This is a genomic window from Clostridium mucosae (genome assembly GCF_024622765.1).
Classification (GTDB): domain Bacteria; phylum Bacillota; class Clostridia; order Clostridiales; family Clostridiaceae; genus Clostridium.
In genome coordinates, this window is the sequence record NZ_JANKAF010000001.1 from 618,832 (window position 1) to 631,726 (window position 12,895).

Annotated in this window: 12 protein-coding genes; 5 read left to right on the top strand and 7 right to left on the bottom strand. The window is 25.8% G+C overall.

From position 1 onward, the window contains the following. Positions 1-21: 21 nt before the first annotated feature. The 4 genes from mutL to NSA50_RS03115 all read left to right on the top strand — a co-directional run bounded on the left by mutL (position 22) and on the right by NSA50_RS03115 (position 4,827). Positions 22-2,067 (top strand): DNA mismatch repair endonuclease MutL, encoded by a 2,046-nt coding sequence (gene mutL, locus NSA50_RS03100; RefSeq protein ID WP_257442879.1) that lies wholly within the window; start codon positions 22-24, stop codon positions 2,065-2,067. Between the two features lie 11 nt (positions 2,068-2,078). After that, on the top strand, positions 2,079-3,005 hold the full coding sequence (gene miaA, locus NSA50_RS03105) for a tRNA (adenosine(37)-N6)-dimethylallyltransferase MiaA (protein ID WP_195263138.1): 927 nt from the start codon (positions 2,079-2,081) through the stop codon (positions 3,003-3,005). Positions 3,006-3,044: 39 nt separating this feature from the next. Next, positions 3,045-3,281: an RNA chaperone Hfq gene (hfq, locus tag NSA50_RS03110; RefSeq protein WP_257442880.1), complete on the top strand. Its 237-nt coding sequence runs from the start codon at positions 3,045-3,047 to the stop codon at positions 3,279-3,281. Positions 3,282-3,546: 265 nt separating this feature from the next. Next, on the top strand, positions 3,547-4,827 hold the full coding sequence (locus NSA50_RS03115) for a methionine gamma-lyase family protein (protein WP_195263201.1): 1,281 nt from the start codon (positions 3,547-3,549) through the stop codon (positions 4,825-4,827). A gap of 58 nt (positions 4,828-4,885) precedes the next feature. Here the strand turns inward: NSA50_RS03115 and NSA50_RS03120 are convergent, their stop codons facing one another. Next, a complete protein-coding gene (locus NSA50_RS03120) occupies positions 4,886-5,650 on the bottom strand; it encodes a metalloprotease family protein (protein ID WP_257442881.1) in 765 nt (254 codons plus the stop codon). A gap of 65 nt (positions 5,651-5,715) precedes the next feature. Beyond that, the gene (gene lexA, locus NSA50_RS03125) at positions 5,716-6,321 is read right to left on the bottom strand and encodes a transcriptional repressor LexA (RefSeq protein WP_195263135.1); all 606 of its coding nucleotides are present in this window, start codon (positions 6,319-6,321) and stop codon (positions 5,716-5,718) included. A 268-nt stretch (positions 6,322-6,589) separates the two neighbouring features. On the opposite strand from lexA, the gene NSA50_RS03130 reads away from it, so the two are divergent. After that, positions 6,590-6,973, top strand: a complete 384-nt coding sequence (locus tag NSA50_RS03130) for a hypothetical protein (protein ID WP_195263134.1) — start codon at positions 6,590-6,592, stop codon at positions 6,971-6,973. An 86-nt stretch (positions 6,974-7,059) separates the two neighbouring features. On the opposite strand, the gene NSA50_RS03135 is transcribed toward NSA50_RS03130, so the two are convergent. From NSA50_RS03135 to NSA50_RS03155, 5 genes are all read right to left on the bottom strand, one after another. Next, positions 7,060-8,055 (bottom strand): tyrosine recombinase XerC, encoded by a 996-nt coding sequence (locus NSA50_RS03135; RefSeq protein ID WP_195428330.1) that lies wholly within the window; start codon positions 8,053-8,055, stop codon positions 7,060-7,062. A 978-nt stretch (positions 8,056-9,033) separates the two neighbouring features. Next, positions 9,034-10,485 carry a DUF2828 domain-containing protein gene (locus tag NSA50_RS03140; protein WP_257442885.1) on the bottom strand — a complete coding sequence of 484 codons (1,452 nt, stop codon included), beginning with the start codon at positions 10,483-10,485 and terminating at the stop codon, positions 9,034-9,036. A gap of 260 nt (positions 10,486-10,745) precedes the next feature. Continuing rightward, positions 10,746-10,931, bottom strand: coding sequence for a hypothetical protein (locus tag NSA50_RS03145; protein WP_195263132.1), 186 nt, complete (start codon positions 10,929-10,931; stop codon positions 10,746-10,748). Between the two features lie 137 nt (positions 10,932-11,068). Continuing rightward, a complete protein-coding gene (locus tag NSA50_RS03150) occupies positions 11,069-11,677 on the bottom strand; it encodes an acetate uptake transporter (protein ID WP_195263131.1) in 609 nt (202 codons plus the stop codon). A gap of 87 nt (positions 11,678-11,764) precedes the next feature. After that, the gene (locus tag NSA50_RS03155) at positions 11,765-12,889 is read right to left on the bottom strand and encodes a DHHW family protein (protein WP_257442888.1); all 1,125 of its coding nucleotides are present in this window, start codon (positions 12,887-12,889) and stop codon (positions 11,765-11,767) included. Positions 12,890-12,895 lie beyond the last annotated feature (6 nt).

A 12,895-nucleotide genomic window follows, 5' to 3' on the forward strand; every position in this document is an offset into this window, starting at 1 on the left:
GTACGTAATTGAGGTGATTATATGAAAAGAATAAATCTATTAGATGAACATACCTCTAATAAAATAGCAGCTGGAGAAGTGGTTGAACGCCCTTCTTCAGTTGTGAAAGAATTAGTAGAAAATTCAATAGATGCAGAAGCAAAAAATATCACCATCGAAATAGAAGAAGGTGGTATTTCTTTAATAAGAATTATAGATGATGGTAATGGAATACACAAAGATGATATTAAAAAGGCTTTTATGCCTCATGCAACATCTAAGATCCAAAATGTAGAGGATATATATTCTATTATGACATTAGGCTTTAGAGGAGAAGCATTGGCATCTATAGCATCTATAGCAAAGGTATTATTAAGAAGTAAAATAGATGGAGAAGACTTTGGTTCTGAAATTTCAATAGAAGGTGGAGAAATACTTTCAAAATCTGAAACAGGAACTAATAAAGGAACAATAATAGAAGTTAGAGATTTATTTTACAATGTCCCTGCTAGAAGAAAGTTTTTAAAATCTACTTCAAGAGAAGGTGCATTAATAAGTGATATAGTTTCAAGGATAGCCTTATCTAATCCAGATGTATCTATAAAGTTCTATAATAACGGTAAGAAGGTATTACATACTTATGGTACTGGAAACCTTAAAGATGTTATTAGAACTGTATATGGAAAATCTATAAGTGAAAACTTAATATACTTTGAAAGTGCAGAAGATGCAATTCATTTATATGGATATATAGGTAAAGAAGAAATAGCTAGAGGATCTAGAAATAATCAAAGTATCTTTGTTAATGGTAGATATATAAAGAATAAAACTATAGTAGCAGCTATAGAAAATGCTTTTAAGTCCTTTGCTACAGTAAATAAATTTCCTTTCTTTGTTTTATTCCTTGAAGTGTATCCAGAGTTTGTAGATGTTAATATACATCCAACAAAGGCTGAAATTAAGTTTAAGGAAGATAGAGGGATATTTAAAAAGGTATTTGATGCAGTTCATAAGGCATTTAAAAATGAAGTTTTTAATGACTTCTATATTCCTGAAGAAGAACAAGAACAAAAAGATGAAGTGCCAGCAGAAGTAGTTGAGGAAATATCTTTTAATATAAATGTTAATGATACTTATTCAAATAACTTGCCTTTATCTCAATATGATGATAGTAATAATAAAAACAATGAAAAAGAAATAAATAATATGCCAGGAGTTTCTTATGAAGATTTAAGAAGAGAAGAGGAACTTTATAATAATCTTAAAAACTTAAAAGAACTTGGGAAATTAGATATTAAATCACGTAATAATGACAGTACAGATTATAGTAATGTCTCTGAATATACGCCTATAAATTATGATTCAAATGCTATAGCATGTGAAGATAAGAAAGAAACTTATAACAATACAATAAATAAGGATATAACAACTAACTATGATACAGTAAATAATAGAGATGTAATAAGTAGCAAAGAAAACTTAAATAATATAGAAAATAGAAGTGCAAAGTTTCCTAATTTAAGAATAATAGGACAGTTTAATAAGACTTATATACTAGCTGAGTATGATGAAGTCTTATATATGATAGATCAGCATGCGGCTCATGAAAAGATTCTTTTTGAAAAGTACTTAAAGAATATAGAAGAGGGGGATATAGTAGTACAGCAACTACTAGTACCTACTTTAATAGATTTAACTACAGATGATTTTTGTTATTATGAAGAAAATTCACAAGTGTTTACTATTGCAGGATTCACTATTGAAAATTTTGGTGGAAATACTATAGCAATAAAAGAAGTACCTTATTTCTTAGGTAAGCTAGATCCAAGAAATTTATTTATTAATATATTAGATAACATAAAATCATTAGGTAGCGGAAAGACAACAGAAGTAAAGTACAATAGAATTGCAACACTTGCATGTAAAGCTGCTGTTAAGGCTAATGATTATTTAAATCAAATGGAAATGGAAAAACTAATAAATGATTTAAGATATATAGATGATCCATTCCATTGTCCTCATGGTAGACCTGTAATTATTAAATTTACAAACTATGAGTTAGATAAAAAATTTAGGAGAATTGTATAAAGGGAGAAATAATGAAAGAAAAAGTTTTAGTTATAGCAGGTCCAACAGCAGTTGGTAAAACAGATTTATCTATAAAATTAGCAAAAGAATTAAATGGAGAAATAGTTTCTACAGATTCAATGCAAATATACAAATACATGGATATAGGATCTGCTAAAATTACTAAAGAAGAAATGCGTGGCGTTACACATCATATGATAGATGTAATAGATCCTAGTATTCCATTTTCTGTAGCTGACTATAAGGAAATGGCACAAAAATGTATAGAAGATATTATATCTAGAGGGAAGCTTCCAATATTAACTGGTGGTACAGGTTTATATATAAATGCATTAACCTGCAATATGAACTTTACAGAAGCAGAAAATGATTTAGATTATAGAAATGAATTAGAAGAGCTTGCAGAAAAACATGGTAATGAATATATCCATAATATGCTTAAAGAAATTGATCCTATAAGTTATAAGGAAATTCATTATAATAATAGAAAAAGAGTAATTAGAGCTTTAGAAGTGTATAAGTTAACTAAAAAGCCTTTTAGTTCATTTAATGCAGGAGACGAGTTTTATAATGGACCATATGATGTTAGTTACTATGTACTTAACATGAATAGAGAAAAGCTATATGATAGGATAAACTTAAGAGTAGATATCATGATGGATAGAGGGTTACTTGATGAATGTATAAAATTAAGAGAAATGGGGTATAATTCATCTGTACAGTCAATGCAGGGGATAGGATATAAAGAGATTTTTTATTATTTAGAAGGTAAAATATCCCTAGATGAAGCTGTAGAAATGATTAAACAGGGTTCAAGAAATTATGCTAAAAGACAATTAACTTGGTTTAGAAGAGACCCAAGAGCTATTTTTTTGGATAAAGATTTATTTAGTGAAGAAGAGATATTTAAAAGAATAGTTGGTGAATTACTACCATAAATTGTATAATAGAATTGTAAGAATTATGCGGAGGTGAATATGGTGAATAAACAACCAAACAACTTACAAGATATATTTTTAAATGGAGCAAGAAAAAATAAAATTTCCGTTATTGTATACTTAACTAATGGATTTCAACTAAAAGGGTATGTAAAAGGATTTGACAGTTTTACAGTAGTTCTTGATAGCGATGGTAAGCAAATGTTAGTTTATAAACACGCAATAACAACTATAACACCAGCAAAACCAATTTTATTTAATAATGATGAAGAGTAGGCTTAATTAGCCTACTTTTTATTTATATAATGACTGTACTTAAATTGTATTTTATTTTTATCTTGAATTAAGAAAACTTTATTTACTTATATTTAACCTTATAATTTACTTTTAGCTAATCTTAAACCTTTGTCTTTATTGCAACATATATACTATGAAATTATGCTAAAATATGATAATATTTTATTTATGTTATATAATAGCTTATTTAATTACTTAGAAGGGAGAAATTACATATTATTAAATGATATGTAATAATAAGGTTATGCTAAGAGAAACAGAAGAATTAATGATGAAAAACTTCAATTTTAAGCCTCAAACATTTGAGCTATATAAGAAAGCTTTAAAAGATGTAGAAGAGGTTTTTGAATCTTATGATGAAATAAGAGAATATAATCAACTGAAAGTATTAAAGGCTTTCCAAGATGAGAGGATAAGTGAATCTCATTTTACTAATTCATCTGGTTATGGATATGATGATATAGGTAGAGATTCATTAGATAAAGTTTATGCTAGAATATTTAATACTGAAAGTGCTTTAGTTAGACCTCATTTTGTTAATGGTACACATGCAATAGGTTGTGCTTTAATGGGTAATTTAAGAACAGGAGATACAATGGTATGTATTTCAGGAGCACCTTATGATACATTACATAACATAATAGGAATAAGTGGAAAAGAAAATATAGGTTCACTAAGGGAATATGGAGTTAATTACAAGCAAGTTGACCTAAAAGATGGTAAATTTGATTTAGATAAAATAAAAGAAACTTTAGAATCAGATAAAACTATAAAGCTTGTACATATTCAAAGAAGTACAGGTTACGGATGGAGAAATTCATTCTTAGTTAAAGAGCTTGGTGAAGTAATAAAGTTTGTAAAAAGCATAAGAGAAGATGTAGTTGTTTTTGTTGATAACTGCTATGGCGAATTTATTGATGTTATAGAGCCTACAGACGTTGGAGCTGATTTGATTGCAGGTTCTCTTATAAAGAATATAGGTGGTGGGATTGCACCAACTGGTGGATATATAGCTGGTAAAAAGGAATGTGTAGAGCAAGCAAGCTTTAGATTAACAACTCCAGGAATCGGAGGAGAGTGTGGCTCAACATTTGGCGTTATGAGACAATTATATCAAGGATTATTTTTAGCTCCACATATAGCTATGGAAGCTGTAAAGGGTGCAGTATTTTGTTCAAGAATAATGGAACTTGCAGGCTTTGATGTTCTTCCTAAATATAATGAAAAAAGAAGTGATATTATTCAAGCTATTAAGTTTGGTGATAAAGAAAAGCTTATACAATTCTGTAAGGGGATTCAAAAAGGTTCTCCAATAGACTCATTTGTTGAATGTGAACCTTGGGCTATGCCTGGATATAATGATGAAGTTATAATGGCTGCTGGAGCATTTATTCAAGGATCTTCAATTGAATTATCAGCTGATGCACCAATTAGAGAGCCTTACATAGCTTATTTACAAGGTGGTCTTACTTTTGATCATGCTAAGATAGGTATATTAATTTCATTAAATAATATAATTGAATAATCTAAAATTGCTTTATATTTAACAAAAACACTAGCTATGCAATTAGCTAGTGTTTTTGTTATTCATCAGCATTATCAACGTTAAGAATCATTTCTTTAATATAATCAGGATTTTCATTTTTTTCAATCAACTCATCTTCAATCTTGTTTTTATCTATATTTTCTAATAACTGACAACAAAATTCATCTTTGCATTCTACAGCATCATCTTTCTCTAAATCAATTGAAGTTTCGCTTGGTCCTATATTTGAATTAATATATTCGTAAGGAGTAATTATTAAACTTTCTCCAACAGATTCATCTCTAATTAAAACTATTAAAAATACTAAGTCTGGCATAGAAATTATTGCTGAAGCTGAAGCAATAGCATACAAATACATATTAAATTCTAATATATAACTAATTATAGTTGGTGCTAAAGCTAATATTATAAAAGGAACTATTGATGCTATCAACACTCTATCTTTAGATATAGCCTTCTTAGAAGATATTGATATACTCATATTATACGGATTTAAATTTAAATTGATTATATCTTTTTTAAAAGCATTGGGTAATAAGGATGCCTTTATAAGTGCATAAGGAAATTCCATTAAGAAATATAAAACAATGAGTATAAGTAAAAATTTGATTCCAACTTTAATAAAATCATCACCACTAAAAAATAAGCTATATCCAAGCCCAAAGGCATAAACAGATGCTACAATGACTTTAATAAGTAATATTAGGGTAGAAAAGTCCTTTTTTATAATATGACCTTTATTATGTTCATCTATGGAGTCATTATTTTTATTATTACCACTTTTTAAAATAGAAATTTTCAAAGTCTGCACCTCCTTGATTTGTAGTAAAAAATAAGATTCATACAATATTGTATGAATCTTATTTTCTAATATGCTCTAAACAAACCAACTAATTTACCTAAAATAATGCAGTCTTCAACAATAATAGGAGATAGTGCATCATTTTCTGGTTGAAGTCTTATATGATCTTTTTCTTTAAAAAATCTTTTTATAGTGGCATCATTTTCAATTAGTGCTACAACTATGTCTCCATTTTTAGCTGTTGGAGCTTTTTCTATAATGGCATAATCTCCATCATGTATTCCTGCATTAATCATACTATTACCTGTTACTTTTAACATAAATAATTCCTCATTATGTTTTATGTAATCCATAGGAATAGGGAATGTGTCTTCTATATTTTCCGTTGCTAAAATAGGTGTTCCTGCTGTAACTCTTCCAACTAAAGGTATATTCAACATTTCCTTCTTTGAATTTGATGTTTCCATGATTTCTAACGCTCTAGGTTTAGTTGGATCTCTTCTTATTAATCCTTTTTTCTCTAATCTTTTTAAATGACCATGAACAGTCGATGTAGATCTTAAATTAACAGCATCACAGATTTCTCTTACTGAAGGCGGATAACCTTTGTTTTCTGTATATATCTTTAAGAACTCATAAATTTCTAATTGTTTATCTTTTACTTCGTTCATTATAACACCTCTCTTTATTTCTATTATTATAGCATAAAAGTATGATAATATCAAACTTATGTTCTCAAAACGAACGTTCTTAAAACTTATGTTCTTATAGCAATTTATAAAATCACTAATGAAATTTAGTAGGATAATTTGATCTATTCCAATTAAATAAATAGTAGAAATTAAAGCATAAAGTATTTATTTTTTATATAATTTGATTATTTAATATTTATTTGGTATAATTAAGTTTAGTTTAACTTTAAACAAAGGTGGTGTATTTATGGATTTCAAGAAATTCACAGAAGACGATTATTGTGACATATATCCTAATAGGATTTGTGATAACTGTGGCGACTGTTTAGAAGAAGAAGGTATAGATGTAAGAGCTATAAAAATTGAAGATATAGCTAAAACAGTTGAAGAAAATGAATTTTTAGAAAATGAATATAAAAAGATGTTAGAAGCTTTAAAAGAAGAAAAGCTATCAACTGAAGAATTTGATGAAGTAGGAGAGTATACTTTAGAAAATGAATCAAGTGATTATGTTGATGCTTTTGATCATATTGAATACATAGATGATTTAGATATATTAGGTGATGATTCACTAGAAGAAGCTACAGAAGAAATCTTCCCTGGAGTTAGAAAGTTAAAAGGGAAGTACTAATTAAATAAAAAAGGTTAAGATGTTTTTTCTCTTAACCTTTTTTATTTATACATTTTATTTTTTATACATTTTATTTTTTAAACATTTTACAATTTTGATAATGGATTTGAATTTACAGCATCTCTTAAAATCTCTTCATCAACGTGAGTGTATATTTGTGTAGTTGATATATTTTCATGACCTAATATACTTTGCAAACTTCTTATATCAACATTACCATGCTTGTACATCAAAGTAGCAGCAGTATGCCTCAATTTATGTGGCGTATATTTTGCATTACTTAATCCTGAATTAAATATATGCTTCTTTACTAACAATTCAACCGTTCTTTTATTAATAGGTTTAAAACGGGAGGAGAGTAGTAAATATTCTTTATCTTCAGGTGTGCATTTTGAAGTATCTCTAACAGATAGATAATTATCAATAGCTTTTAAGCAAGCTTCATTTAAATAAACCGTTCTTTCTTTATCTCCCTTACCGATTATAGTTAAAGTATCACCTTTAATTTTATCTAATTTAATACTGCAAAGTTCTGATAAACGCATTCCACAATTTAAAAACAAAGTTAAAATACAATAATCCCTATAATAATTCTTATTATCTTTATCTAAAGAGCTTAATAAATTAACACTTTCATCTAAAGTTAAATAAACTGGATGCCTTTTATTTATCTTTGGTGATTCTAATTCAAGAGTAGGATTATCATCAATAATTTTTGCTTTTCCATTAAGAAACTTAAAATAAGATTTAAGTGAAGCAACTTTTCTTGCTCTTGCATAATTTCCATTATCTCTTTGTTTTTCTGCAAATGATAGGAAAGCATAAAGATCTGTTAATTTAATTTTTCTAACAAATGAATTATCAATATCTCTAATATCTATTTCAGAAAACTCCAAAGAATCATCAGTAACAAGTCCTTTGTATACTTTTAAAAATTTAAAGAATAAAGTTAAATCTAATTCATAACCTTTAATAGTATTCGGAGATTTCCCCTTAATTGTTTCTAAGTAATTTAAAAAATCAGTAACCGATTCTGGCAAATTTTTAATTTGAACTTGTTCAATACCATATTTATTTCTGATTGGATTTGTATTTGAATTTAAATTTTCAACAGAATTCAATTCTAAATCCACCTTAGAATTTTTCTTAGTAATTTTTTGAGCTTTTTTAATAGTACGATTTATTCCAAGTTCTTTAAGCCAAATTTGAACATTTCTAATTCCTGTATCATAAATTTGTGCAATTTGAGAAGTTGATAACTTATTTATTTCAGCAAGTTTAAATAGATCTTCAATTATAAATTCATATCCTCGCTGAACACCTAAATCATGATAATTACTATAAACTGCATCAAGTTTTTTCTTATCCTTATTAGATAATTCGATATTTAAAAGTCTTTTTACGTCGTCAGTATAAGAAAAATCTTTATATTTGTATGTTTTCGTTCGTCCTGTAGACATTTTTTCACCCCCGAAATCTCTCTAAAGCCTTGATTTTATTATATCACAGAGATTTTCGCATTACAATAGTACGAAATATAATAAATGTATATTTAGCGAAATAAAATTTAAGGTTTTTTATAATAATTTGGTATATTTTGGTGATTTATACTCTTCATTTTCTATATTAATTAGTATTAATTTGATTATAAACATCTTTATTTATAAAACCTTATTATTTTCAAATGTAACAAATTTTATAATTTAAATTGTCTTTATATCATATAAATATATAAATTTAAGAGCTTTTGAAATTTATTTTTTATACAGCTTAATTTATATAGATTCATAATTAATATATAGATTCATAATTAATATAAATTTGTTATTTCTATAATTATATTATTTTTTAGTTTTATTACTTTTATAGCTTAATTCATTAAAGGTATTTCAAAATAATCTTATTTATAATGATTTATATAATTATATTCATATTATATATAACATATGCTTTTAAATTTCAATTTCTTAAATCAATCATAAAATTCTACTTTACATAATAAACATATTAAACATTATGTAAAGTTATATTTCATTAAACAATGCTTAGCATTGTTTAATTTAAATAATTAAATCTTTATATTCAATATTATTAAATTTATCTATAATAATATTACCATTACTTATCTCTTTGCTTTCAAGTAAATACTTCCATATAGAATTGTTATATCCATTAATAATCGTAATACTATCTTTATATTTTATCGAAAACTTTGGAGATAAATTATTTAAATTCCAAAACTTTATTCTAGGAATTTTAAATCCCGAATTTCCCCACTTTTCATTCATCTCATCAATATCTATAAAGTCAATAGCTTCAGATTTATTATATATAAACATTATAGATTTGGGAATTGCTTCAGATTTTAAATTCTTTTTTATACTAGTAAATAATAATAAGTCTAACGCAGAATTTAAATCGATATTATAATTGACTTTGTTTTTAGAAATTATTTGGATATCTTCTATATAATTCGATCCTGTTAATTTATTAAATTTAGAATTCTTCTTAAAGGACATATAATAGTTTTTGAAGCTGTTTGAATTCATTTTATTATATAAAAGGATTGTTGCAATTAATACATCAAAGTATTTATTTTGATCTTTTGTAAACTCTCCTTCAATTCCATTAACTATCAAAGTATCTTCAAAAGAATTTAAATTCCTTATATTTATATCTATTAAATATTCTAAATTCTTAATATACATATCTTCTATACTGTTTATATTATAATTATTCAAATCATTTCTAATAATTGAAATCATCTTCTCAATGGATTCAAATATAAAGGTATTTTTATTATTTTCCATTTTAAACTTCTCATAATTCACTCTATCATTTCTTAAAAATGCTTTTTTATACTTCTTTATATTTAGTTTTGTAAGATTCTTATAATTTATTTTAGAATACTCTCTCCTACTTATATTAGTTTCTACTATATCTATCTTTTTTCTTAAACTAGATAACAACCGTCTATATTCCTTAGGCGAATACCCAAGCAATCTTCTTGTTTTATTACCAAGCTTTTTAGATTCTTTAGAAGAAGTATTTTCTGACTTTAACCATTTAGCTAATGTAGATGGTTTATTAGAGTTAAGATCTATTTGTAATTGATTCTTAAATAAATCTATAACATCATCTTCAAGCTTCGTATCAAATAAAGAATATAAATCATCCCATCTACCATACTTAGGAATTAGAGATAAGTTATCTTTTATATACTTTGGGTGTTCGTTTGCTAGATATCTTAAAATAACCCTAAATATTCTTCTCTCCCCTAATCCATTTATTTTATCTCTAATAAAGAATAATAACTTAATGCTGCAAGCAGTTCCTGAGTAAAAAATGCTTCTGAAATTTTCTATTATTTCTCCTTCAGAAGCATTTCTAAAATATGCTATATTATCTATAAACTCTTCTATTGCATTTATATTAACTATTTCTTCTTCTTCCATATCTATTTCAGAGACTTTATATAATTCTTCTCGTATTTTACTTAAAACACTAGACATCTTTTTCCTCCTAAAAATTAATACAAGACACGTTTATATAATGATTATATCATACATTGCATATGCATAATATTAATTAGCTGTTAGTGTCTTTTCAAGATACATATTTTATTATGCTGTTAGTATCTTTTCATTATTATAATATTGTAAACACTATAAATTTAGAACTAATTTTAATAAAAATACAACTTATATAAATTTGATATAATGTTTAATTCAAATTTCTAGATAAATAAAAAAAAGTGCTGTTATAGCACCTTTTATGACTCAATAATTTTATTTATCAAATTATTTACAATCAATTCCGATTTAGAGCTTCCTTTTTTATTGAAACATCTAACTTGCTTATAATCAATACCATTTAAATTTAAATCTATTATATCTATTCTCTCTCCTTCATATACAACTGGATCCTTTTTACCTTTTAAAAATATAGATACTTTCATAAAATTTCTCCTTATATCAAATAAATTAACTATTGTATGTGGAATAAAATTATACTAAATCTCGATAAAACAAAAAAATATAGTGTTAATCATATTTTAATACAATAACACTATATTTATAATATCACATTTATTCTTTATTTAAAAATATTAAATGGCTTACCTATTGGTAAAAATACCTTACCAAAATGCTTGTTTAGTACAGCTGCACCACTTCCATAGAATGAAAAAATTGCAATTCCAAGTTCTGAATACGCAGCTAAACTATGAGCAAAATGTGGTACAATTCCAAATGAATTTAACATTAATCCTATGAATAGAAAATCAATTAAAACAAAAATTATAAATAATACCTTATTAGTTTCCATTGCTCCAATAGTCATAAATAATGTAAATATTAAATATGCTAAAAAGGCAAATCCTAATTGTTTTGTATCAGCTGCAGATGCAAGCTTTTCTCCAAATACTCCATTTTGTATTAGCCATGTCATACCCATTGCATACCAAAAGAACGCGTATGCTCCAAAAGCTGTAGCTCCAAATGTATTGTTGTGTTTAAAATCATTTATAGACGCTAATAATTGAGCTGTAGCTCCTAAGAAGATAGCCCAAGGTAATACTAGAGATACCCCATCTGTAAGTCCTAGTTTTTGTGATGATGCAACTAATGTTATAACAGCTAGTCCAAATAATCCTAATGCTGATGGATCAGCAACTAAAATTTTTACTTCTTTTGTTCCTTCCATAATTTCCTCCTATTTTTATATAAATCAACCTTTAAAAGAGTATCAAATATTTATAGCATTGTCAATAAAGTTGTGTTATTAAATGTATTAATATTTAATTTTAGATATATTTACGTCTTCAACAAGATTTATAAAATTATACATTATTAATATATCATCAAATTTATTACTTTCAAAAAACTCATTAAAGCTACCAATAAAACTTCTTAAATCAACAACATATACTTCTTTATAATTATTAACTAGATATTGAATAAAAGAATTAGCAAATGAATCTTTCAACACTAATATTTTATTATTATTATAAATATCATTGTTTTGAATTATTGTTAATCCATTATTCCCCCTTAAAAAAGCTGAATATTTATCGCTACTGCTCCACCTTGAGTCATCATTTATATTATCAACAGGCACTCCATCTATAGATACACTTAAATTGGGTAAATCATAATAAGTTATTACATCACTTTCTGCGTTAAAGTTTTTACTTTTAGAAAAGTAAGTTCCATAAAAATTATCAACTTCATTCTTATTAAAATGACTCATATCAACTAAAGTTAAATTATTATTTTTAACAAATTCACTATATGCTAAATATGCTCCAAATGAGGTCCAATGGTGATCTGTTTTATAATATATATACTTATCTTTATTCTCCTTCAAGCTATCCATTATTGATATTATATTTATATTATTATAATTATTTAAATAATTATATATATCTTTTATATACGTTTCTTGATCTACTAACTCTACTCCATAAGGCAAATAATCCTTATATATAGTATATGAACTTGGAATAATCATAAAATTCACCTTATCTTTAGGTGTTTTGTTTATAAAAGATAAAAGGAATTCAATATTTTTAGTTAAACTTTTTTCATCTATTTTCTGATATTTTTCAAACAAAAAATTATTTTCCCCGTAAATTATATTATTATTTTCTATCTTACCTAATAGAAATTCACTTCTAGATTTTAAATCTATCCACTTATCCCTAAAAACAAATTGGTCATTAATGTATCTTTCATAATCTTTAGTAAATCTTCCTTTAAGAAAATCGTCAAAATAGAATACTGGCTTTTGAGCTAAGGATCTATTTTCAAAGTTGGAAAAGTCTTTATCTCTATTGAATATATCCAATATTGTAATAATTATAATTATCATTAAGACAAATATACTTATTGGATACTTTACTATCTTTTTAATCATACTCTC